This is a genomic window from Vibrio crassostreae 9ZC13 (assembly GCF_000272045.2).
GTDB lineage: Bacteria > Pseudomonadota > Gammaproteobacteria > Enterobacterales > Vibrionaceae > Vibrio > Vibrio crassostreae_C.
Window position 1 is genome coordinate 89,709 of sequence record NZ_AJYZ02000040.1, and the last position, 22,679, is coordinate 112,387.

Here is a 22,679-nt window from a genome sequence, read left to right on the forward strand (position 1 = left end):
ACCGTATATGTATGATCTTATCCACAGCAGAAATTGAAAATAGATCGCTAATTTTCGATGTTTTTGAAAAAAAGTTATTCACAATCACGATGTTCAGAGACAAAAAAAGCGGCATAAGCCGCTTTTTGAGAGAGGAGAGAGGTTAAAACTGGTCGCTATGATCGTTGAACCAAGCTTCTGCTGCGTCTTCTGGTACCGGAGTTTCCAATACATCGATGGTAAAACAGTCAGAAATAGGCTGAGCACCGAGCTCTTTCATCTGGCTGTGGACTGATTTTCCCGCCAAACAGAAGGTATCGTAACTCGAATCACCAAGCGCCACGACAGCAAAGCGAACCGGGCTTAAATCTGGAGATTGCTGGGTCAATGCGTCGATAAACGGCTTAATATTATCTGGAAATTCACCCGCACCATGAGTTGAAGTCACCAGCAACCAAAAGCCTTGTTGGGGAATATCATCGAATTCAGGCTGATTATGAAGGGTGATCTCGTGGCCTTGCTCTTCAAGAAGATCATTAAGGTGATCGCCAACGTACTCTGCACCACCTAAGGTGCTGCCTGTAATAATGTGGATCATTAAGCTGTCCTTACTAAAGAAAAAGGCCAGCATGAGCCGGCCTTTAAAGGTTATTTACCAATACAGAAAGAGGTGAAGATACGGCCGAGTAGGTCATCGGAACTGAATTCACCAGTAATCTCGTTAAGGTGTTGCTGCGTTATACGCAGTTCTTCTGCCAAGATTTCCCCTGCCATATAGCCTTCGAGCTGTTGCTGGCCAATATCTAGATGCTCAGATGCGCGTTCTAGGGCATCTAAGTGGCGACGACGTGCCATGAAGCCACCTTCATTGCCACCAGCAAAGCCCATGCAATCTTTTAAGTGATTACGTAGTGCATCAACGCCTTGTCCCGTCTTTGCTGATAGTCGAATCAGAGTTGGATCATTAACATGGCAAATCCCGAGATCTTCACCGGTTTGATCGGCTTTGTTACGAATCACGGTCATTCCGATGTTATTCGGCAGACGATCAACGAAATCTGGCCAGATATCTTTCGGGTCGGTTGCATCGGTAGTGGTGCCATCGACCATAAATAAAACGCGATCGGCTTGAGCAATTTCTTCCCAAGCGCGTTCAATACCGATTTTTTCGACTTCATCCGAGGCTTCACGCAGGCCTGCGGTATCAATAATGTGCAGTGGCATACCATCAATATGGATATGTTCACGAAGTACATCACGGGTTGTACCTGCAATATCAGTCACAATCGCGGAGTCTTTACCCGATAATGCATTCAGTAAGCTCGACTTACCGGCATTAGGACGACCTGCAATCACCACCTTCATACCTTCACGCATGATGGCACCTTGATTGGCTTCTTGGCGAACCGCTTCGAGGTTGTCGATGATAGCTTGTAAGTCAGCACTTACTTTACCGTCAGCAAGGAAATCAATCTCTTCTTCTGGGAAGTCGATAGCGGCTTCAACATAGATGCGTAAGTGAATCAGAGAGTCCACCAGCGTATTAATGCGTTTCGAGAACTCACCTTGCAACGATTGCAGAGCTGATTTCGCCGCTTCTTCTGAACTGGCATCAATGAGGTCAGCAATCGCTTCTGCTTGGGTTAAATCCATCTTGTCGTTCAAGAAGGCACGCTCCGAGAACTCACCAGGGCGTGCTGCGCGTAGCCCTGGAATCGCGAGGATGCGCTTGATGAGCATATCCATTACCACAGGGCCACCGTGGCCTTGTAGCTCTAATACGTCTTCACCGGTAAACGAGTGCGGGTTAGGAAAGTAAAGCGCGATGCCTTGGTCTAGCTCTAAACCATCGTGAGATTTAAAAGGGGTGTACTCAGCGTAACGTGGTTTCAGTACTTTGCCGGTAACTTCAAGCGCAACTTGGGCTGCTTGTGGGCCTGAAACGCGAATAATACCGACGCCGCCACGGCCGGGTGCAGTCGCTTGAGCAACAATCGTATCTGTAGTCATAGTTGTGCCTGCTAGCATGTGAAAGCCAAAAAGGGGCGCTCACGATTAATCAATTAGCTGAATTGTAATCAGCTAAAAACAAAAAGGCGACCTTTTGGTCGCCTTTCTTTGTCTCTTTCTATTATCGAACTTACTTAGAATGTAAGCCTTTCTTTTCCAGCGCGCGGTAGATAAGCGTTTGCTGAATCAGAGTTACGATGTTCGATACTAGCCAGTATAGAACCAGACCTGAAGGGAAGAACAGGAAGAAGAATGTGAACATAACCGGCATAAAGGTCATGATCTTCTGCTGCATTGGATCCGTTACAGTTGTCGGGCTCATCTTCTGGATTAGGAACATTGAAGCACCCATCAGAAGTGGCAAGATGTAGTATGGGTCTTGTGCTGAAAGGTCAGTAATCCAACCGAAGAACGGTGAGTGACGCAGTTCAACAGACTCCATTAGTGCCCAGTATAGCGAAATGAAGATAGGCATTTGCAGAAGGATAGGTAAACAGCCACCTAGTGGGTTTACTTTCTCTTTCTTGTAAAGCTCCATCATTTCTTGGCTCATGCGTTGACGGTCGTCGCCGATACGCTCACGCATTGCAGTCAGCTTAGGCTGAAGCATACGCATTTTCGCCATAGACGTGTACTGAGCTTTCGTTAGTGGGTACATAGCACCACGAACGATGAAAGTTAGACAGATGATTGCCAGACCCCAGTTCACAACGATGCCTTGAATGAACGAAAGCAGAGTATGAAGTGGTTTAGCAATGAACCATAACCAACCGTAGTCAACTACTAGGTCTAGGTTAGGTGCAACAGCAGCCATTTGGTCTTGAAGTTTAGGACCAACCCAAAGCGTTGCTTTGAAGTTTGCTTCGTCGCCAGTAGCGATGGTTTTGTTCGGCATGCGAACACCGATGTCGCCAAGGTTACCAATTACACGAGTGTAAAGGTTGCTGCCTGCTTCGTCGCGTGGGATCCATGCACTTGCAAAGTAGTGCTGAATCATCGCAGCCCAACCTTGACCGTTTGCTAGGTTAAGAGACAGGTTGCGATCTTGCATGTCGTCGAAGCTGTATTTTTTGTAACGCGTATCTTCCGTAGAGTAAGCACCACCACGGTAAGTTGGCATTGTTAGGCTACCGCCGTCATCCATTACGTTCTGACGCAGGTGAGCGTACATGCCGAATGTCGCGTTGTTACCAGAGTTGTTGACTACATCGTATTCAACATCCATTGCGTAGCTGCCACGCTTAAGGATGAATGTTTTCGTGTAATCAAGGCCGTTCGCTTGGTAAGTCATCGGGATGCGTAGTTCATCCTGACCATCAGCAAGCGTGAAGCTGTCTGCTGAAACTGTGTAGCTTGGGCGGTTTGTGCTGCTTAAATCGATACCTTGAGGACCCACTAGACCGCTTTGTGCGATAAATTGGTGACCGGGTTCGTTTTTAAGAAGAACAAACGTATCTTCAGAATCGAACTCAGCAGAGTAATCGTTTAGGTTTGCTTTAACGACATCACCACCAACCGTATCAATTGACAGAGTCAGTACATCAGTTGTTACTGTGATAGTTTTAGCAGAAGAAGCAACTTGACCAGGAGCCGGGTCTAGATCATCTGCATAAGATGGCGCTGGTAGGGTGCTGCCAGATTGTGCCTGCTCAACCGCTTGTGGTGCTGGATTCTGAGCTACGTTCCATTGTTGGAACAGTAGGAAAGAAACCAAAGCCAATGCGATTAACAGGATATTACGTTGAGAATCCATCGTTATTTATCTCTGTCTTGTTTTTGGACTGGTGGAACGGGGTCAAAGCCCCCTTCGTTCAAAGGATGGCATTTTAATAGACGTTTGCCTGATAACCAACACCCTTTTACAAAACCGTGAGCTTTCAACGCTTCTATCGCATATAAAGAGCAGGTTGGAGTAAATCGGCAGCGTGGGCCGATGAGTGGACTAATAAACCATCTATAAAAATAGATGGGTATTAGCGCTATCCACGCGAAGGGCGAGACAGGCGAAGCCATAATTTGTCGAGTAGCTTGAACATTTCTTCATTGCTTAAATCTTGCGCGCTCTTCTTAGCGATTACAACAAAATCTTTGTTAGGAAGTTTGTGTTGAGTGTTACGAAAGCTTTCACGAGTAAGACGCTTGAATCGGTTACGACCCACGGCGGTTTTAATCTGCTTTTTCGGAACGGCTAATCCAAGACGAGGATTTGAAAGAGAGTTATTTCGGGCAATGATGGTGAAATGAGGGGAGCCAGCTCGATGAGCTTGCTTGAAGACATTTTGATAATGTTCGGGAGTTAACAAGCGTAACTCCCGACCGAAGGCTAGCTTATTCAAAATAATCAAAGATTACTTAGAAAGACGCTTACGGCCTTTTGCACGACGTGCATTGATTGTTGCGCGACCGTTCTTAGTAGCCATGCGAGCACGGAAACCGTGAGTACGCTTACGCTTTAGAACTGTAGGTTGAAAAGTGCGTTTCATTGTAATTACCTTACTGATCAGTAGTTTTAGGTTTTTGTTAAACCCGGCGTGGGCATTTTTTCTCTTCTTTATATAAGAAAGGAAAACCGACGCCTCTCAACAAAGAGGCGGAATTGTAATCACTGTCACAAAAAGTGTCAATGATTGGGTTAACTAAAATTCCGGTCGGGGGATTATACGTAGAATAACTAAAATCACAAGGATCCTTAGTCGATCCCAACCTTATTTAAGAATTTTTTTAATTTAGGATCCTGTGGATTACCAAAAATATCCTGTGGAGATCCCTGCTCGATAATATGACCGTCAGCCATGAAGATCACTCGGTCTGCGACCTCTCTCGCGAACTGCATTTCATGGGTAACCACCAGCATGGTTTGATGCTGATTTGCCAGTTTTTTCATTAGGTTAAGCACTTCGCCAACCCACTCAGGATCGAGCGCTGAAGTCGGCTCATCAAACAGTAAAAGCTCGGGTTGTAGTGCCATTGCACGGCCAATACCCACCCGTTGTTGCTGGCCACCAGAGAGCGCGGCTGGGTAGCTATCACCTTTGTCACCTAAGCCAATATCATCAAGTATTTGTTGTGCTTTTTCATGGGCTTGCTGTTTTTTCCAACCACGAACGGTAATTAAACCTTCAGCAATATTCTGTCTCGCGGTTTGGTGAGCGAACAGTGCATAGTTTTGGAACACAAAACCGGTCTTACGACGCAGTGCAAGCACCTCTGCCTTAGTGTGTTTCTGAGTATCAACCTTGATATCATCAATCGAAATCGTGCCTTGATCGGCTTGCTCTAGAAAATTCACACAACGCAGTAGGGTAGATTTACCCGTACCACTTGAACCTATGATGACAATTATCTCACCTTGTTTGATTTCTAGGTCGATCCCTTTCAAAACTTCGGTGTCACCAAACTGCTTGTGGATACTTTGTAATTTGATCATCGTACATACGCCTTATTCAGTTTCACTTCGGCCCAAATTTGAATACGAGTGAGGATAACCACCACGCCCCAGTAAATCAGTGCGACTGCTAAGAAAGCCTCGAAGAAGCGGAAACTTGAAGAAGCCTCCATCTGAGCTTTAGCCATGATTTCGGCGACACCTAGGGTGAAGGCAAGTGAAGTCGACTTGATCATATCGATGAAGTAGTTCATCAACGACGGCAGTGCCACGCGAGTTGCTTGCGGTAAGATCACTCGGCGCATCGCTTGGCTGGTTGTCATACCGACCGAAAGGCTGGCTTCCATCTGGCTGCGATCAATACCGATAATCGCGGCACGAATACTTTCTGCCATATACGCGGCAAAGTGCAGGGTTAAGCCAATCACAGCGGCGCTGAAGGCATCCAACCCAACCATCCACGGGAAGACTTGTGGTAAGCCGTAATAAAGGAGGAACAGCTGCACCAACAGTGGTGTGCCTCGGAAGAAGCTAATGTACAGCTGGCTCAGTTGGTCGAGCACTGGGATTTTGAATACACGAATATTCGCCAGTATCAGAGACAGGATCAGAGCAAAGAACAAGCCCCAGGTCGCCATCTCCATCGTGGTGCCTAAATACTTCAGTAGTATTGGCAACAGCTCTAGCATGTAATTAAAGTCAAATCCCATAATCTATCTCGTATTTTTATTGGCAGTGTTGTTCTATATGTAAGTACTGTTGTATCAGGTTTTTTAATCAGTGCACAAAAGCAAAAAGCCCACCGCTGTATAAAGCAGTGGGCCTTGAATGGAGAAAGTGAGTAATTACTTCTGAGTAATGTCCGCACCAAACCATTTCTGAGAGATACTTTCTAGCGTACCATCTGCGCGCATTGCTGCTAATGCTTCATTTACTTCTGCTTGCAGTTTTTTGCCGTTATCGTTGTCGACGAAAGGCCAAGCGTTTTCAATTGTTTCGAATGGCTGACCTGCTAGTTGTAATGGTAGACCAGTCTTCTTGATAAGCTCTAGTGCTGATAGGCGATCCATTACGAATGCATCGGCACGACCCAGTGCCACGTCATGTTCAATACCTGTATCGTAGGTTTTTACATTGATCTTGCCATCTTTGTCGTAGCTGCGAAGCAGTTGTTCAAAGTTTGAGCCTAGGTTTACCGCAACCGTCTTGCCATCAAGGTCTTCGATGCCTTTAATGCTGTCATTACCTTTACGAACGGTAATTTGTGCGCCGTCTACTACGTATGGGTCTGCGAATAGGTATTTCGCTTTACGTGCATCCGTCATTGTAATTTGGTTTGAAATGGTATCGATGCGACCCGTTTCAAGAAGACCAAACAGACCAGAGAAGTTTGCCGTTACGTATTCAACCTTGTAATCGTTACGCTTACCGATCTCATCCCATAAATCCACTTCAAAACCCTGTAGCTGGTCTTGTTTAACGAACGTAAACGGGAAATAGCGACCAGACATGCCGACTTTAACTTCAGTCGCAGCTTGAACAGTAGCAGCAGAGAGTGCGATAGCCGCAATTGCAGCCTTAATCCAGTTATTCATTTGGTAACTCCTTATATTTATGGGTTTGGATGTTACTGGGAAAATGCTCACTAGAATAAATAACCAGATGTTATTAACCATAACCAGATTGAATTCCCGATTTGGGGATAACTAGCAAGGATCCGGGCATAAGTGGATCATTGTGTGAGTAAATTAGGGGCAAGATGTGTGGTTCCACCGATAAATTACAAATTTATTGTGAATAACTTGGATCTTATTCACTGGATCTGTGATCAATTGCTGGTGATCTGACTTATCAACAGGTAAAATTAGCGGTCATTTCATATTACTTTAAATAGAGTGAGGGCACCGTGTCATCTTCGCTTTGGTTGCAGTGTTTGCAACAGCTTCAAGAAGAGTTACCAGCTACAGAATTCAGTATGTGGGTTCGTCCGTTACAAGCGGAACTCAATGACAATACTCTAACTCTATTTGCACCGAACCGTTTCGTACTCGATTGGGTTCGTGATAAGTATCTAAATAGCATTAACCGTCTGCTGCAAGAATATTGCGGTAACGATATCCCACATCTTCATTTTGAAGTGGGAAGCAAGCGTGTGATTGCACCAAAGCCTGCGACACCAACTCAGACTCGCACTGCAGCTGATGTGGCCGCTGAGTCATCAGCACCTGCGCAATTACAAGCTCGCAAACCTGTCCATAATATCTGGCGTGATGAAGAGCCTGTCGCGGTTGACTTGAATCACCGCTCAAACGTGAACCCAAAACATAAGTTCAATAACTTTGTTGAAGGTAAGTCGAACCAACTCGGTTTGGCTGCGGCACGTCAGGTTTCTGATAACCCAGGTACAGCCTACAACCCGTTGTTCCTATACGGCGGCACTGGTTTAGGTAAAACGCACTTGTTGCATGCGGTGGGTAACGCCATTGTTGATAATAAGCCGAATGCGAAAGTGGTTTACATGCACTCAGAGCGTTTTGTTCAGGATATGGTAAAGGCTCTGCAAAACAACGCGATCGAAGAATTTAAGCGCTACTACCGTAGTGTTGATGCATTGCTTATCGATGACATCCAATTCTTTGCTAATAAAGAGCGTTCTCAAGAAGAGTTCTTCCATACCTTTAACGCGCTGCTTGAAGGTAACCAACAGATCATCCTAACGTCTGACCGTTATCCAAAAGAGATCAACGGGGTAGAAGATCGTCTTAAATCTCGTTTCGGCTGGGGTTTGACGGTAGCGATTGAGCCACCAGAGCTTGAGACACGTGTTGCGATCTTGATGAAGAAAGCCGAAGACCACCAAATTCACCTTGCGGATGAAGTGGCGTTCTTTATTGCCAAGCGTCTACGCTCTAACGTTCGTGAACTGGAAGGCGCATTGAACCGTGTTATTGCGAATGCAAACTTCACTGGCCGCCCGATCACGATCGACTTCGTGCGTGAAGCACTGCGTGACCTACTTGCCCTGCAAGAAAAACTGGTCACTATTGATAACATTCAAAAGACAGTCGCTGAGTACTACAAAATCAAAGTCGCTGATCTATTGTCTAAGCGTCGTTCTCGTTCTGTTGCTCGTCCACGTCAATTGGCGATGGCACTGGCGAAAGAGCTAACAAACCACAGCTTGCCTGAGATTGGCGATGCATTCGGTGGTCGTGACCACACGACGGTACTGCATGCTTGTCGTAAGATTGCTCAGCTGCGTGAAGAGAGCCACGACATTAAAGAAGATTATTCGAACTTGATTCGTACCCTTTCTTCTTAATACACAGTATTCTTAACCTTAATAAGCAGAATCTTGGCCACGTACTATTACGCAGTGCCATTTAGACCGTAAGAGCAAGATATGAAATTTACCATTGAACGTAGTCACCTGATTAAGCCATTACAACAAGTATCTGGCGCACTCGGTGGCAGGCCAACGCTTCCAATTCTAGGAAACCTACTGATTAAAGTAGAAGATAACGTGTTGTCGATGACAGCGACGGATCTAGAAGTTGAACTGATCAGCCGTGTAACGCTTGAAGGTGATTTCGAAGCGGGTAGCATTACCGTACCTTCACGTAAATTCCTAGATATCTGCCGTGGATTGCCAGATAACTCAGTGATCACGGTGGTATTGGATGGTGACCGTATTCAGGTTCGCTCTGGTCGTAGCCGCTTCTCTTTAGCAACATTACCTGCGGCAGATTTTCCAAATATTGAAGACTGGAGCAGTGAAGTTGAAGTGTCAGTGACACAAGCTGAACTTCGCGGTCTTATCGAGAAAACACAATTCTCAATGGCGAACCAAGATGTTCGTTACTACCTCAACGGTATGTTGTTTGAGATTGAAGGCTCTATCCTGCGCAGCGTAGCGACCGATGGTCACCGTATGGCAGTATCTCAAGCACAACTGGGTGCGGATTTTGCTCAGAAGCAGATCATTGTTCCTCGTAAAGGTGTTCAAGAGTTAGTGAAGCTATTGGATGCACCTGAACAGCCAGTAACACTGCAAATTGGTAACTCTAACGTGCGAGCTGAAGTGAACAACTATGTCTTCACTTCTAAGCTGGTTGATGGTCGTTTCCCTGATTATCGCCGCGTAATGCCGCAAAATACCACCAAGACACTTGAAGCTGGCTGTGATGAATTACGTTCAGCATTTTCTCGTGCTGCGATTCTATCGAATGAAAAATTCCGTGGTGTTCGCGTTAACCTTGCGGATAGCGAGATGCGCATTACCGCGAACAACCCAGAGCAAGAAGAAGCAGAAGAAGTACTCGATGTTAACTTCGACGGTGACGCGCTAGAGATTGGCTTCAACGTAAGCTACGTATTGGATGTTCTGAACACACTGCGTTGTGAACAGGTTCGCATCTCAATGTCAGACGCCAATGCGAGTGCTCTTATCGAGAACGCACAAGATGACAGCGCGATGTACGTTGTTATGCCAATTCGCTTATAAGCAGCCCTATGTTGACCTACCGAGTCGTGATTGAAGATTAATATGAAGACGTTATGCCTTTATCGCGCTTAATCGTTAAGCAGTTTAGAAATATTGAAGCCTGTGACATTCAACCGTCATCAGGCTTTAACTTTCTTATAGGGGCTAACGGAAGCGGCAAAACCAGTGTCCTTGAAGCTGTGTATCTGCTCGGACATGGTCGCTCATTCAAGAGTTCACTTACCGGTCGTATCATACAAAACGAGTGTAGTGAGCTGTTTGTACATGGCCGTTTTATGACCTCGGATCAATTTGAGCTGCCAATTGGCATTAATAAGCAGCGCGATGGCACGACAGAGGTTAAAATAAGCGGTCAAACTGGGCAAAAGTTGGCTCAGTTAGCTCAAGTCTTACCTTTGCAGTTGATTCACCCTGAAGGGTTTGATTTACTAACCGATGGACCTAAGCATCGCCGAGCATTCATTGATTGGGGAGTCTTCCACAGTGAGTCGGGCTTTTATGATGCGTGGGGCAGGGTAAAGCGCCTCAATAAGCAGCGAAACGCCTTATTGAAAACGGCAACGCACTATCGAGAGCTGAGCTATTGGGACCAAGAATTGGCCCGTTTAGCTGAAAGCATCAGTCAGTGGCGTGCCACCTACGTTGATCAGCTCAAAGAAGTCGCCGAAGAAATCTGTGCGACCTTCCTTCCTGAGTTTGAGATAAAGATTAACTACTATCGTGGCTGGGACAAAGACACCCCGTACGCCGATATATTAGAAAAGAATTTTGAAAGGGATCAGCAGCTTGGTTACACCTTTAGTGGGCCAAACAAAGCGGATCTGAAGATAAAAGTGAACGGCACTCCAGTGGAAGATGTCTTGTCACGAGGTCAATTGAAGTTGATGGTGTGCGCGCTACGAGTAGCACAAGGGCAACACCTCACTCAAATGACAGGTAAGCAGTGCATCTATTTGATAGATGACTTCGCTTCCGAATTAGATAGCCAACGCCGAGCACGTCTTGCTGAGTGTTTAAAGGCGACCCAGGCTCAAGTTTTTGTAAGCTCTATTACCGCTGATCAGATTGCAGATATGCATGACGAAAATAGCAGGATGTTTCATGTGGAACATGGCAAAATAGAGCAAGGATAATTAGTCAGAGAGTAACTATGTCAGATAATTACGATTCATCGAGTATTAAAGTACTGAAGGGTCTGGATGCGGTACGTAAGCGTCCTGGAATGTACATTGGCGACACGGATGATGGTACCGGTCTGCACCACATGGTTTTTGAGGTGGTAGATAACTCTATTGATGAAGCGCTAGCTGGTCACTGTAATGACATCATTGTAACTATCCATGAAGATAGTTCTGTGTCTGTGAGCGATGACGGCCGTGGTATTCCAACAGAATTGCACCCAGAAGAAAACGTATCTGCAGCCGAAGTAATCATGACGGTTCTTCACGCTGGTGGTAAGTTCGATGATAACTCGTACAAGGTATCTGGTGGTCTGCACGGTGTTGGTGTTTCAGTAGTTAACGCACTTTCTAAGCAAGTTACTCTTACTATCCACCGCGGTGGCAAAATCCACACTCAAACCTACAGCCACGGTGAGCCTCAAGCGCCACTAGCGGTTATCGGTGACACGGATAAAACAGGTACAGAGATTCGTTTCTGGCCGAGTGAAGAAACCTTCACTAACATCGAGTTCCATTACGACATTTTAGCTAAGCGTCTACGTGAGCTATCATTCTTGAACTCAGGTGTATCAATTAAGCTAATTGACGAGCGCGAAGAAGACAAAATGGATCACTTCGAATACGAAGGCGGTATCCAAGCGTTTGTTGAACACCTTAATACTAACAAAACGCCAATCATCCAAAAAATCTTCCACTTTAACTCTGAGCGCGAAGACGGTATTACCGTTGAAGTTGCGATGCAGTGGAATGACGGCTACCAAGAAAACATCTACTGTTTCACCAACAACATCCCTCAACGCGATGGTGGTGCTCACTTAGCAGGTTTCCGTGCGGCGCTAACGCGTACTCTGAACAGCTTCATGGACAAGGAAGGCTTCTCTAAGAAAGCGAAGACTGCGACCTCTGGTGATGATGCTCGTGAAGGTCTGACGGCGATAGTTTCTGTTAAAGTGCCTGATCCTAAGTTCTCAAGCCAAACTAAAGATAAGCTGGTTTCTTCAGAAGTGAAGTCTGCCGTTGAATCTACAATGGGTGAGAAGTTGTCTGAGTTCCTTATTGAGAACCCAGGTGAAGCGAAAACAGTTTGTTCTAAAATTATTGATGCAGCACGTGCTCGTGATGCAGCGCGTAAAGCTCGTGAAATGACTCGTCGTAAAGGCGCATTAGATTTAGCGGGTCTTCCTGGTAAGCTTGCTGACTGTCAGGAAAAAGATCCTGCACTGTCTGAACTATATATTGTGGAAGGAGACTCTGCTGGCGGTTCAGCTAAGCAGGGGCGTAACCGTAAGAACCAAGCAATCCTACCGCTGAAAGGTAAAATCCTTAACGTAGAGAAAGCACGTTTCGATAAAATGCTGTCTTCTCAAGAAGTAGCAACGCTAATCACCGCTCTTGGTTGTGGTATTGGTCGTGACGAATACAACCCAGATAAACTGCGTTACCACAACATCATCATCATGACCGATGCCGATGTCGATGGTTCTCACATCCGTACCCTGCTACTGACGTTCTTCTACCGTCAAATGCCAGAGCTGATTGAACGTGGCTACATCTACATTGCTCAACCGCCACTTTACAAAGTGAAGAAAGGTAAGCAAGAGCAGTACATTAAAGATGAAGATGCGATGAACCAGTATCAAGTATCTTTGGCTTTAGACAACGCAGAACTGCACGTAAACCCTGAAGCGCCAGCATTTGCAGGTGAAGGTTTAGAGAAGCTTGTTCAGCAATACAATGCAGGCATCAAGCTTGTTGATCGTATGAGCCGCCGTTACCCACGCGCATTGGTTCACGAACTGATTTACGTTCCTCGTCTAACGGCCGAGCAGTGTCATGATGACGCGGCAGTTGAAGCTTGGGGTAAGCAGCTTGTTGAACAGCTAAACGCGAAAGAAGTAGGTGCAAGCCAATACAGCCTTGAAGTTGAAAAACACGAAGAGCTAGGCTTAAGCGTTCCTAAGATTGTGGTTCGTACTCATGGTGTGACTCATGAACACCTACTAAGCATCGATCTTATTAACTCTAAAGAGTTTGGTAAGCTAGCGGATCTTTCTGAAGCTCTTGATGGCTTGATTGAAGAAGGCGCTTACATTAAGCGTGGTGAGCGTACTCAAGAAGTTTCTAGCTTCGTTGATGCTCTGAACTGGTTAGTGAAAGAGTCTCGTCGTGGTCTAAGCCTACAGCGATACAAAGGTCTAGGCGAGATGAACCCGGATCAACTTTGGGAAACCACAATGGATCCTGAAACTCGCCGTATGATGCAAGTAACAATTGAAGACGCTGTTGGTGCTGATTTGTTGTTTACGACGCTAATGGGTGACCAAGTTGAACCTCGTCGTAACTTCATCGAAGAGAATGCACTGAAAGTAGCAAACCTAGACGTTTAGTCTCTTTGATACTTCGCTCTTTGGCTTAATTTCTGTGTCAGAGGTGCTCACATACATTCGTATGCTCCGCGCCTCTTCCTTGAACTAAAGCCAAATAGCTTCGTCTCAAAAAACTAAAATCATTTTAAAGCACTATCCTTTGGATGGTGCTTTTTTATGTTTGTAAGATATTGAAAAATATTGAGTTGCAAAAATAATTGAAAATAACCCCTTGAAACTATTTTGCTCAATCCATATATCTATTTGTGAAGAGGATGACTGTCTTGCTCTACAAGAGAAGAAACAGAACCTTCATTACCGCTAACGAAGTATCGCTCAATAGAGGATAACTTTGGCAGCACACAACTTAAAAATTGATTCATTGCCATGTCCCAGCGTTGTCGCCAATAGAGGTGAAACCCGAGGAATGCGAATTGAATCTCTTAGCTGTTTACTGGGTCACACACAGGTTAGATCCAAGTAAAATTCGCAGCTAAGACTATTGCTTACTAAAAGGATAGCATTATGAGAACTGTAGATTTCACTCCACTTTACCGCAACGCAATCGGCTTCGATCGTCTATTCAACATGATGGAAGCGAATACATCGAAGAACTCTTCTGGCGGTTACCCTCCATACAACATCGAGCAAAAAGACGAGAACAACTACCGTATTACTATGGCAGTCGCTGGTTTTGCTGATGACCAATTAGATCTGACTCAGAAAGAGAACATGCTAATTGTGAAAGGTGAGCGTAAAGCAGAAGCAGAGAAAACCTTCGTATACCAAGGTATCGCAGAGCGCGATTTCGAGCGTAAATTCCAACTGGCTGACTACGTAAAAGTGGTAGGTGCAAGCATGGAAAATGGTCTTCTTCACATCGACCTCGAACGCGAAATCCCAGAAGCGATGCAACCACGTAAGATTGCTATCAATGGTAATAGTTTACTAGAAGGCTAATTACTGTTAGCTCCTTAGAGCTAAAAAATATCGGGAAGTAAAAGTGAAAGAGCACCTAATGAGGTGCTCTTTTTGTATTTGACCTACGGTAAGCTAAAAGCTCTTATTACTGCTCTGAGTAAGCCTTTTTCACTTCTTCAGCAATGATAGCAATGCCTTTCTGCATCGCCTCATCATCTTGTACGTAGTTCATGCGTAAGCACTGGTGAGCATGATCCCACTCGTCTTCTTGGCCGATAAAGAAGTATTCACCCGGAACAATCAATACGCCGCGCTCTTTCAAGCGCTTATACAGTTCCATGGTAGTGATGGGCAGCTCATCAAACCATAGCCACAAGAAGATGGCGCCTTCAGGTTTGTGAATTCTAAAGCGTGGGTCGTCAATAGCATCTTGTAAGAGCTCAACTGCACGTAGAGATTTATCTTTATAGAAAGGTTTGATCACCTCGCTGCTTAAGCGCAGTAAATCGCCTTTTTCAATCATGTGATTGGCAATTGCAGGGCCGACGCTGTTTGGCGCTAAGCTGATGATGCCATTCATGTTGGTCAATGCTTGTGTTACTTCTTCACTCGCAATCACGATACCGCAACGCACACCCGGCAAACCAAGCTTAGAAAGGCTCATGCACAGAATCGTATTTTCATTCCAGAACGGTTCGACATCTTCAAAGATGATGTTTGGAAACGGCAGGCCGTAAGCATTGTCGATCAGCAGTGGGATGTTGTTTTCACGCGCCAGTGTATCCAATTTACGTACTTCTTCGTCGGTCAGTACGTTACCTGTTGGGTTAGTTGGACGAGATGCACAGATAGCGGCAACCGAGTCATCAACCTTAAGCTTTTCAAAATCAACATGGTATTTGAACTGGCGGTTTTCTAGCAACTCGATCTCTGGGTGGTAAGAGATAAAGATATCGTCATCAATACCCGCGTCGCCGTAGCCGATGTATTCCGGTGCGATTGGCAGTAGGATTTTCTTATGTGAACCGTCAGGCTGTTGGCCTGCTAGCAGGTTGAACAGGTAGAAGAAGCCACTTTGACTGCCATTAGTCAGGCTGATGTTCTTCTCGCTGATATCCCAGCCATAGGTCTCTTTCAGCATTGCCGCTAACGATTTGATGAAGCTGTCTTTACCCTGCGGACCATCGTAGTTGGCGAGGGCGGCGATGAGTTCTCCACTGGCGAGCATGTCGGCACTGGCTTGGTTAAAGTAATCGAGCATGGCAGGGATAGCGGCTGGGTTGCCACCACCGAGCATGATAGCGCCAGGAGTGCGCAGGCCATCATTCAAATCATCCATTAAACGAGTGATTCCAGAGTATCGATTAAACTTTTCGCCAAACTTAGAGAACTGCATTACTAATTTTACCTAATTCATTGTGATTGCTTGTTACGTGTCATTAAGGCAGACCTTATGTCTGCCATCAGTGTATTCCTTGAACATACCGCAATGTTTTTGCGACGCATAGCGCCAAATGCTCTAACACGTAAAAAACTTCTATAAAGTTTGGTTAATGAGTGACAGCTTGCTTATTGAACGTACCTTTAGCGATAAAAAAAGGAGAAGCCTAAGCTTCCCCTTTAGTTTCTGGTGTTTATGTTAATGAAGGTTTAGTTCGAACCGGTATAAACGACTAATACCTTGTCATCTTGGTATTGGCGTTCGAACGCATAGTAGCCCTTGCTGTTACGGATGATGTGCTTACCCTGAGCAACGGCTGGGTGGCGTTGGCGGAATTGGCCAAGCGCTTGCCAGTGTTCTAGCAGCTCTGCACGTTCGCCAGTGATTTGATCCCAAGGCATGTCTGAGCGTGTGCCTTGCATTGGATCAGACCCCGTTGGGCCAAAGTCTCGGGCGATTTCATCGCCGTAATAGATCTGTACCGCACCGGGAGCCAGCATCAACGCGTTTGCAGCTTTGGTTTGTTTTGCAAAGTCACTGCCATGTTGTGTCCAGAATAGCGAGGTGTCGTGAGACGAAAGGTAACTCAGTACGTTGAACTCGCTGTCGTTGTTGATCTTCTCTGCGTATCGAAGGTAATCAGCATCAAGATCGGATAGGCACTTGAGCGCCTTTGGTGCGATATCACTCTGGAATTCAAAGTTGATGATCGAATCAAATCCGTTAGCGAAGTAATCTGATTTGACCACGCTGTGTGCCCATACTTCGCCAGTCATCCAGAAGGGTAAGTCATCCAAGGCCTTGTCTGGGTTGTTCTGTTTCCACTCGGCAAGTGCCTGGTTGGTGCTCTCTTTCAGTTCTGCCCATGCTTCGAGTTCAACGTGTTTAGCGGTATCGACCCTGAAACCATCGACACCATATTCGCGCACCCAATCCGATAACCAAGTGATTAAATGGTTACGAGGTGTTTTGAGTTCATCGGTCGCGCTGGTGGACTTATTGCGATAGAAATTAGGCAGCCCGATTGTCTCTGTCGACTCTGTTTTGAAATCGGGCAGATGCGCCAAAGACATGGTGAGGTTATTGTAGCCCGGAGAGTCATAGGCGCCGATATCGCTGCGTAGCCAAGCTTTGCCCCACCACTTTTCCCACGCTTCTTTGTCGCTGTAAGAGATGTAGTTGTTGAAGTAGTGCCAGTTCTGACCTTTGGCAGGTTGCCAATCTGTCCAGTTTTCGCCAAGTGTTTGTTTGGCTTCTTCGTCAGTTAGGTTGAGCTTACCAAAATCAAACTCTTGCATGTCGGCAAGCGTCGCATAGCCGGTGTGGTTCATTACCACATCCCAAACAACACGAATGCCTTTGCTATGCGCGGTATCGATGAAGGTTTTTAGCTCGTCTTCGGTGCCCATGTTGTCATCGAGCTTGGTCCAATCTTGATGGTAGTAGCCGTGGTAGCCGTAGTGTTTGAAGTCACCTCGATCACCGCCGCCAACCCAGCCGTGGATTTGCTCTAACGGAGACGTTATCCAGATAGCATTAGCACCGAGTGATTCTATGTAATCGAGTTTTTCGGTTAAGCCTGCCAAGTCACCACCGTGGAAGGTGCCGATTTCGTCTTGTCCATCTTGGCTGCGATCGTAACTGTTGTCGTTATCAGGATTACCATTGTGGAAACGGTCAGTCATTACGAAGTAAACCGTGGCGTTATCCCAACTAAAGTCAGCTTTGGTTTCTGGTTCTACTTTCTCAAGCAGCAGAACACCTTGGCTATTTTCTGCTGGCTGCATGGTGACGCTGCCATTCGTTACTGTGACTTGTTTGCCTGAAAGAGCGTCTCTAACCACGGTGCCATCATCAAAGGTTTGAGCAACGTCGATGATGGTTGGTTCGTCACTAGGAACCGGACAAGCAAAGCTTTGTACTTGTTGTTGCTTCGGCTTTATCTGAACGGTCAGTTCATTGGTTTGTGGGTTGAGCATAAACTGATAGGTGTTAGCGCGAAAGATCTTGATATCTAATTCAGACTTCTCGGCGCAGTCGTCTAGGCGAAGGGGTTTATTGAATTTGATGCGGTTTTCTTCAGCCAGCGCATAGTTGGTGCCACAGGTATTTTGAGTATCGCTGATAGAGAAGGTATAGCTACCTTTGGCGAGTTCCTGTTCTGCAATCACGGTGCCTTTACCGGATGATTCGAATACGACAGTGTCGTTATCAATTGTCAGTAATAGGTTGTTGTCACTGGTTTGGCTGCATGCGCTGAGTGCGAGTATTGAAAGCGCGAGTACTGTTTTTTTCATTGTTCCCTTCCCCTGAATAAACAGGTCAGTTATAGCAAACAATGCCCTCTACAGTCTGAGTGCTGTTTCATTCAGTTAATCAATAAGACCTCTACAAACAAATGCTTGGTTCACAAAAACAAAAAGGGAAGCTTTCGCTTCCCTTTGGGTGTTTACCGTTAATTACTCAGAGTATGACTTAGAGTAATTGTCTCACTTGTGCTTATTTTTGCAGTAGAGAGATGTCAGCAATCTGTAGGAACAGGTTACGTAGGTTGTTCAGTAGCGTTAGACGGTTCTTCTTAAGCGCTTCGTCATCAGCCATAACCATTACGTTATCGAAGAATGCATCAACTGGTTCACGTAGATCAGCAAGCTTGCTTAGGGCTTCTTGGTAGTTACCTGTTGCGAATGCTGGTTCTAGTGCTTCCGTCATTACTTCAACGTTTTCAGCCAGTGCTTTCTCTGCGTCTTCTTGAAGAAGCGTTAGGTCGATTTCAGCTGGTAGCTCGCCATCGAATTTCGCAAGGATATTACCTACACGCTTGTTCGCTGCTGCTAGTGCTTCTGCTGCTTCCAGTTCACGGAAGTGAGAAACCGCTTTAACACGTTGGTCAAAGTCAGCAGGCTTAGTTGGACGACGTGCTAGTACCGCTTGGATGATATCAACACTGAAACCAGCATCTTGGTACCATGCGCGGAAACGACCTAGCATGAAGTCGATAACGTCAGCTTCTACGTTTTTGTTAGTCAGCTTGTCGCCTAGTAGCTCTTTCGCTTTGCCGATCAGATCGGTTAGGTCTAGGTTGTAGCCGTTTTCAACGATGATACGTAGCACACCTAGAGACGCACGACGAAGTGCAAATGGGTCAGAACCTTTTGGTGCTTGGCCAATACCGAAGATACCTACGATAGTGTCTAGCTTGTCTGCCATTGCTACTGCTGAAGAGATACCAGTGCTTGGTAGATCGTCACCCGCGAAACGAGGCATGTATTGCTCGTAAAGTGCCAGTGCAACTTGCTCGTCTTCACCGTCGTGAGTCGCGTAGTGCATGCCCATCACACCTTGAGTATCCGTAAATTCGAATACCATAGAGGTCATTAGGTCACACTTAGCCAGTAGGCCAGCACGCTTAGACTTTTCAACGTCAGCATCGATTTGCTCAGCAATGTAGCCTGCAAGCTCTGTGATGCGGTCTGTTTTGTCTTTGATAGTACCCAATTGCTTCTGGAAGATAGCCTGGTCTAGTTCAGCAAGACGGTCGATAAGCGGGCGCTTACGGTCTGTGTTGAAGAAGAATTCAGCATCAGCAAGACGTGGGCGTACCACTTTCTCGTTACCTTCGATAACGTGACGAGGCTCTTTAGACTCGATGTTCGATACGAAGATGAAGTTCGGTAGTAGTTTCTTGTTGTCATCGTAAACAGGGAAGTACTTTTGGTCACCCTTCATGGTGTAAACCAAAGCTTCAGAAGGGACTTTTAGGAATTCTTCTTCAAACTTCGCTGTCAGTACTACTGGCCATTCAACCAGAGACGTTACTTCTTCAACAAGGTCATCTTCTAGGTCAGCTGTACCGCCAACCGCAGCTGCCGCTTTTTGCGAATCAGCAAGGATGATCGCTTTACGCGCTTCGTAATCTGCCATTACTTTACCGCGCTCTTCTAGGATCGCAGGGTATTGGTCAGCAGAGTCGATTGTGAACTCTTGTTCGCCCATGAAACGGTGGCCACGGATAGTACGAGCAGATGCTACGCCTAGGATTTCGCCTTCAACAAGCTCATCACCTAGTAGTACTGTCAGTGTTTTTACTGGACGGATAAATTGAATGTCTGAGTTACCCCAGCGCATTGCTTTAGGAATTGGTAGGCCAGCCAGTGCTTTCGCAGCAATGTCCATCACCAATTCTTGAACTGGTTTGCCAGCTACTTCTTGTTTGAAAAGAAGCCACTCGCCTTTGTCTGTTTTCAGACGGTCAGCTTGCTCAACAGTAATACCGTTACCACGAGCCCAACCTTGTGCCGCTTTGGTCGCGTTGCCTTCAGCATCGAATGCCACAGAAACAGCAGGGCCACGTTTCTCAACCACTTTGTCTGCTTGGCCTTCAGCCAGTGCAGTTACTTTAAGTGCTAGACGACGAGGTGCTGCGTACCACTTGATGCCTTCGTGAGAAAGCTCAGCCGTTTTAAGACCTGCTTCAAAGTTAGAAGCAAACGCTTCTGCTAGAGAACGAAGTGCTGTTGGTGGAAGCTCTTCCGTACCCAGTTCAATTAGAAAATTCTTCGCCATGATTATTTACCTTCCTTTTCTTCTACAGATCGGCACATTGGGAAGCCAAGCGCTTCACGTGACGCGTAGTACGCCTCAGCAACTGATTTAGTCAGGTTGCGGATACGAAGGATGTAACGTTGACGCTCTGTTACAGAGATAGCTTTGCGCGCATCAAGGATGTTGAATGCGTGACCTGCTTTTAGAATGCGCTCGTAAGCTGGAAGCGGCAGTGGCTTCTCAAGCTCAAGTAGCTCTTCACACTCTTTCTCGCACTGGTCGAAGAAAGTGAATAGGAAATCTACGTCTGCGTGCTCGAAGTTGTACGTCGATTGCTCAACTTCGTTTTGGTGGAAGATGTCACCGTAAGTCACGTTAGAACCGTCTGGTGCTACGTTCCATACTAGGTCGTAAACAGAATCTACTTCCTGGATGTACATTGCTAGACGCTCGATACCGTAAGTGATCTCGCCAGTTACTGGCTTACACTCAAGGCCGCCAACCTGTTGGAAGTAAGTAAACTGAGTTACTTCCATGCCGTTTAGCCATACTTCCCAACCAAGGCCCCATGCGCCTAGTGTTGGGTTTTCCCAGTTATCTTCAACGAAGCGAATGTCGTGAACAAGTGGGTCAACACCAAGAACCTCTAGGGAGCCTAGGTACAACTCTTGGATATTGTCTGGCGATGGTTTTAGCGCTACTTGGAATTGGTAGTAGTGCTGCAGACGGTTCGGGTTTTCACCGTAACGGCCATCGGTCGGACGACGAGAAGGTTGAACGTAAGCTGTAGACATTGGCTCTGGGCCAAGTGCTCGTAGACATGTCATTGGGTGAGAGGTGCCTGCACCTACTTCCATATCTAGAGGTTGAACAATGGTACAACCGTTTTGAGCCCAGTAATCCTGCAGCGCGAGGATCATTCCCTGGAAGGTTTTGATATCGTATTTTTGCATAGTCAGGTTCGCGCGATTCTTTTAAATGAATGAGAAAAATAACCTCTGAGTATACCGAGATATTCGTAAAGCGAGTAGGGGTAATCTTGTTTAATTAGTGGTCTAAAATGTCGTTTAGTGGATTTTTTTGCCTTTAATGTTTGTTTTTCGGCACAAGTGGATATTTTGATAAGTTTGACACTTGTGTTTGAAAGCGTGGGTGATTAAAATCTCGCGGTCTTTGGGGAGTAGCTTACTTATTCATATCCTATTGAATGAGTTCGTTCGTCAACATAATTGATGCAAAATCATCATGGCGTTCGAGGCAACCACCACCTTGGTGGCGCTTAGCAAGACCTTAGACAAGCATCGTGAACCGGGATGGGGCGCGAGGTTTGTCTTTGGTTAAATATAATAATCTCCATCCCAAATGAGCATGTCGTGAGCGTTTTAGCAATTTCAATTACAACTGTCGCCTTAGCCGAGATCGGTGATAAGACCCAGTTGCTATCCCTTTTATTAGCCAGTCGATATCGAAAACCGATACCTATCATTGCGGCTATCTTCTTTGCCACCATTGCCAATCATGCCCTTGCTGCATGGCTCGGGGTTGTGGTCGCCGACTATCTTTCACCTGAAGTATTAAAGTGGGTGCTGGTGGTTAGTTTCATCGCTATGGCGGGCTGGATTCTGATTCCGGATAAGTTGGATGACGATGAGCAGATATCAAACCGAGGCCCGTTTGTCGCCAGTTTCATCGCCTTCTTCATTGCTGAGATCGGTGATAAAACCCAAATTGCGACCTCTATTCTAGGGGCTCAATATTCTGATGCATTAACGTGGGTGATTCTGGGTACAACCATTGGTATGTTGCTGGCAAATGTGCCTGTGGTGATCATCGGTAAGCTGTCTGCTGATAAGATGCCTCTTGATCTGATTCGTAAGATCACAGCCTTGCTATTCGTGGGTTTAGCTATCGCTGCTGCTTTCTATTAACAGGTGGTATTGAGTCTTATTATACTCAATCAGTAGAGTAATGTGTTGTAGGTCATACTCTTACAGTATTGTGGGGTTTATCGAGCGAATGGACATATAACTGTCATACTTGTCATGATATTTTAATCTTGTGAGTTAAGAACACGAGGGCATGATTATGTTGACGCGTTATATGGGTATTACTCCACAAAGCCAAAGTTATCTATTTACTTTTGGTCTTGCACTTACACTGTTAGGCATGGTGTTGACGGACATGTGGCTGCCAATGGTCGCGGGTGCCATCATCATGACTGCACTTGCGGTAGAGGCTTGGATTCGGGTCGCGCATATTATTCCGATGCGCAAAGATATCCGAGAAATTCAGCATCAGCTGGAGCATCTGCAAAACAAATCTAGAAGCGAATAAACAAAAAGCCGCT

21 protein-coding genes and 1 riboswitch are annotated in these 22,679 nt (G+C 45.9%); of the genes, 7 read left to right on the forward strand and 14 right to left on the reverse strand.

The window, feature by feature from the left end:
* Positions 1-142: 142 nt before the first annotated feature.
* The 9 genes from mioC to A136_RS13055 all read right to left on the reverse strand — a co-directional run bounded on the left by mioC (position 143) and on the right by A136_RS13055 (position 6,969).
* Complete coding sequence (gene mioC / locus A136_RS13020; protein WP_017058804.1) at positions 143-577, reverse strand: FMN-binding protein MioC; 435 nt, start codon at positions 575-577, stop codon at positions 143-145.
* A 50-nt stretch (positions 578-627) separates the two neighbouring features.
* The gene (gene mnmE / locus A136_RS13025; protein ID WP_029235098.1) at positions 628-1,989 is read right to left on the reverse strand and encodes a tRNA uridine-5-carboxymethylaminomethyl(34) synthesis GTPase MnmE; all 1,362 of its coding nucleotides are present in this window, start codon (positions 1,987-1,989) and stop codon (positions 628-630) included.
* A 130-nt stretch (positions 1,990-2,119) separates the two neighbouring features.
* Positions 2,120-3,742: a membrane protein insertase YidC gene (gene yidC / locus A136_RS13030; protein WP_017058806.1), complete on the reverse strand. Its 1,623-nt coding sequence runs from the start codon at positions 3,740-3,742 to the stop codon at positions 2,120-2,122.
* A gap of 2 nt (positions 3,743-3,744) precedes the next feature.
* The gene (yidD, locus tag A136_RS22290; protein ID WP_004735802.1) at positions 3,745-4,002 is read right to left on the reverse strand and encodes a membrane protein insertion efficiency factor YidD; all 258 of its coding nucleotides are present in this window, start codon (positions 4,000-4,002) and stop codon (positions 3,745-3,747) included.
* Complete coding sequence (rnpA, locus tag A136_RS13035; protein ID WP_017055478.1) at positions 3,969-4,292, reverse strand: ribonuclease P protein component; 324 nt, start codon at positions 4,290-4,292, stop codon at positions 3,969-3,971. Before rnpA ends, yidD begins: the two co-directional genes overlap by 34 nt.
* 45 nt (positions 4,293-4,337) lie before the next feature.
* Positions 4,338-4,472, reverse strand: coding sequence for a 50S ribosomal protein L34 (rpmH, locus tag A136_RS13040; RefSeq protein ID WP_004735800.1), 135 nt, complete (start codon positions 4,470-4,472; stop codon positions 4,338-4,340).
* A 206-nt stretch (positions 4,473-4,678) separates the two neighbouring features.
* Positions 4,679-5,416: an amino acid ABC transporter ATP-binding protein gene (locus tag A136_RS13045; protein WP_017063027.1), complete on the reverse strand. Its 738-nt coding sequence runs from the start codon at positions 5,414-5,416 to the stop codon at positions 4,679-4,681.
* Positions 5,413-6,084, reverse strand: coding sequence for an amino acid ABC transporter permease (locus tag A136_RS13050; RefSeq protein ID WP_009848134.1), 672 nt, complete (start codon positions 6,082-6,084; stop codon positions 5,413-5,415). The genes A136_RS13045 and A136_RS13050 overlap by 4 nt, the downstream gene beginning before the upstream one ends.
* Positions 6,085-6,219: 135 nt before the next feature.
* Positions 6,220-6,969, reverse strand: coding sequence for an amino acid ABC transporter substrate-binding protein (locus A136_RS13055; RefSeq protein ID WP_009848135.1), 750 nt, complete (start codon positions 6,967-6,969; stop codon positions 6,220-6,222).
* A 311-nt stretch (positions 6,970-7,280) separates the two neighbouring features.
* On the opposite strand from A136_RS13055, the gene dnaA reads away from it, so the two are divergent.
* The 4 genes from dnaA to gyrB all read left to right on the forward strand — a co-directional run bounded on the left by dnaA (position 7,281) and on the right by gyrB (position 13,446).
* Positions 7,281-8,696 carry a chromosomal replication initiator protein DnaA gene (gene dnaA, locus A136_RS13060; RefSeq protein WP_017063028.1) on the forward strand — a complete coding sequence of 472 codons (1,416 nt, stop codon included), beginning with the start codon at positions 7,281-7,283 and terminating at the stop codon, positions 8,694-8,696.
* A gap of 81 nt (positions 8,697-8,777) precedes the next feature.
* Positions 8,778-9,878 carry a DNA polymerase III subunit beta gene (gene dnaN / locus A136_RS13065; protein ID WP_017058809.1) on the forward strand — a complete coding sequence of 367 codons (1,101 nt, stop codon included), beginning with the start codon at positions 8,778-8,780 and terminating at the stop codon, positions 9,876-9,878.
* Positions 9,879-9,931: 53 nt separating this feature from the next.
* Positions 9,932-11,011, forward strand: coding sequence for a DNA replication/repair protein RecF (gene recF / locus A136_RS13070; protein ID WP_017058810.1), 1,080 nt, complete (start codon positions 9,932-9,934; stop codon positions 11,009-11,011).
* Between the two features lie 17 nt (positions 11,012-11,028).
* Positions 11,029-13,446 (forward strand): DNA topoisomerase (ATP-hydrolyzing) subunit B, encoded by a 2,418-nt coding sequence (gene gyrB, locus A136_RS13075; protein WP_017058811.1) that lies wholly within the window; start codon positions 11,029-11,031, stop codon positions 13,444-13,446.
* Positions 13,447-13,685: 239 nt separating this feature from the next.
* On the opposite strand, the gene A136_RS23125 is transcribed toward gyrB, so the two are convergent.
* Positions 13,686-13,808: a hypothetical protein gene (locus A136_RS23125; RefSeq protein ID WP_267869012.1), complete on the reverse strand. Its 123-nt coding sequence runs from the start codon at positions 13,806-13,808 to the stop codon at positions 13,686-13,688.
* 142 nt (positions 13,809-13,950) lie between these two features.
* On the opposite strand from A136_RS23125, the gene A136_RS13080 reads away from it, so the two are divergent.
* The gene (locus tag A136_RS13080; RefSeq protein ID WP_009848140.1) at positions 13,951-14,385 is read left to right on the forward strand and encodes an Hsp20 family protein; all 435 of its coding nucleotides are present in this window, start codon (positions 13,951-13,953) and stop codon (positions 14,383-14,385) included.
* Between the two features lie 106 nt (positions 14,386-14,491).
* Here A136_RS13080 and A136_RS13085 read toward each other — a convergent pair whose 3' ends face one another.
* The 4 genes from A136_RS13085 to glyQ all read right to left on the reverse strand — a co-directional run bounded on the left by A136_RS13085 (position 14,492) and on the right by glyQ (position 21,285).
* Positions 14,492-15,742: a valine--pyruvate transaminase gene (locus A136_RS13085; RefSeq protein ID WP_017063029.1), complete on the reverse strand. Its 1,251-nt coding sequence runs from the start codon at positions 15,740-15,742 to the stop codon at positions 14,492-14,494.
* A gap of 254 nt (positions 15,743-15,996) precedes the next feature.
* Positions 15,997-18,084 (reverse strand): alpha-amylase, encoded by a 2,088-nt coding sequence (locus A136_RS13090; RefSeq protein WP_017063030.1) that lies wholly within the window; start codon positions 18,082-18,084, stop codon positions 15,997-15,999.
* A gap of 202 nt (positions 18,085-18,286) precedes the next feature.
* Positions 18,287-20,353, reverse strand: a complete 2,067-nt coding sequence (glyS, locus tag A136_RS13095) for a glycine--tRNA ligase subunit beta (RefSeq protein ID WP_017058814.1) — start codon at positions 20,351-20,353, stop codon at positions 18,287-18,289.
* A 2-nt stretch (positions 20,354-20,355) separates the two neighbouring features.
* Positions 20,356-21,285: a glycine--tRNA ligase subunit alpha gene (gene glyQ / locus A136_RS13100; protein WP_017063031.1), complete on the reverse strand. Its 930-nt coding sequence runs from the start codon at positions 21,283-21,285 to the stop codon at positions 20,356-20,358.
* Positions 21,286-21,495: 210 nt separating this feature from the next.
* Positions 21,496-21,671, forward strand: a riboswitch (yybP-ykoY riboswitch).
* Positions 21,672-21,705: 34 nt separating this feature from the next.
* Between glyQ and A136_RS13105 the strand changes: the two genes are divergently transcribed.
* Positions 21,706-22,260, forward strand: a complete 555-nt coding sequence (locus A136_RS13105; RefSeq protein ID WP_017055491.1) for a TMEM165/GDT1 family protein — start codon at positions 21,706-21,708, stop codon at positions 22,258-22,260.
* A gap of 151 nt (positions 22,261-22,411) precedes the next feature.
* Positions 22,412-22,666 (forward strand): hypothetical protein, encoded by a 255-nt coding sequence (locus tag A136_RS13110; protein WP_017058818.1) that lies wholly within the window; start codon positions 22,412-22,414, stop codon positions 22,664-22,666.
* Positions 22,667-22,679 lie beyond the last annotated feature (13 nt).

Bases quoted from the DNA above. Each gene is read 5' to 3' on its own strand.
- yidC (WP_017058806.1), bottom strand. From the start codon at position 3,742: ATGGATTCTCAACGTAATATCCTGTTAATCGCATTGGCTTTGGTTTCT.
- A136_RS23125 (WP_267869012.1), bottom strand. From the start codon at position 13,808: ATGAATCAATTTTTAAGTTGTGTGCTGCCAAAGTTATCCTCTATTGAG.
- glyQ (WP_017063031.1), bottom strand. From the start codon at position 21,285: ATGCAAAAATACGATATCAAAACCTTCCAGGGAATGATCCTCGCGCTG.
- dnaN (WP_017058809.1), top strand. From the start codon at position 8,778: ATGAAATTTACCATTGAACGTAGTCACCTGATTAAGCCATTACAACAA.
- glyS (WP_017058814.1), bottom strand. From the start codon at position 20,353: ATGGCGAAGAATTTTCTAATTGAACTGGGTACGGAAGAGCTTCCACCA.
- A136_RS13110 (WP_017058818.1), top strand. From the start codon at position 22,412: ATGATTATGTTGACGCGTTATATGGGTATTACTCCACAAAGCCAAAGT.
- mnmE (WP_029235098.1), bottom strand. From the start codon at position 1,989: ATGACTACAGATACGATTGTTGCTCAAGCGACTGCACCCGGCCGTGGC.
- A136_RS13045 (WP_017063027.1), bottom strand. From the start codon at position 5,416: ATGATCAAATTACAAAGTATCCACAAGCAGTTTGGTGACACCGAAGTT.
- A136_RS13050 (WP_009848134.1), bottom strand. From the start codon at position 6,084: ATGGGATTTGACTTTAATTACATGCTAGAGCTGTTGCCAATACTACTG.
- rpmH (WP_004735800.1), bottom strand. From the start codon at position 4,472: ATGAAACGCACTTTTCAACCTACAGTTCTAAAGCGTAAGCGTACTCAC.
- A136_RS13080 (WP_009848140.1), top strand. From the start codon at position 13,951: ATGAGAACTGTAGATTTCACTCCACTTTACCGCAACGCAATCGGCTTC.
- A136_RS13085 (WP_017063029.1), bottom strand. From the start codon at position 15,742: ATGCAGTTCTCTAAGTTTGGCGAAAAGTTTAATCGATACTCTGGAATC.
- yidD (WP_004735802.1), bottom strand. From the start codon at position 4,002: ATGGCTTCGCCTGTCTCGCCCTTCGCGTGGATAGCGCTAATACCCATC.
- A136_RS13055 (WP_009848135.1), bottom strand. From the start codon at position 6,969: ATGAATAACTGGATTAAGGCTGCAATTGCGGCTATCGCACTCTCTGCT.
- gyrB (WP_017058811.1), top strand. From the start codon at position 11,029: ATGTCAGATAATTACGATTCATCGAGTATTAAAGTACTGAAGGGTCTG.
- recF (WP_017058810.1), top strand. From the start codon at position 9,932: ATGCCTTTATCGCGCTTAATCGTTAAGCAGTTTAGAAATATTGAAGCC.
- mioC (WP_017058804.1), bottom strand. From the start codon at position 577: ATGATCCACATTATTACAGGCAGCACCTTAGGTGGTGCAGAGTACGTT.
- A136_RS13090 (WP_017063030.1), bottom strand. From the start codon at position 18,084: ATGAAAAAAACAGTACTCGCGCTTTCAATACTCGCACTCAGCGCATGC.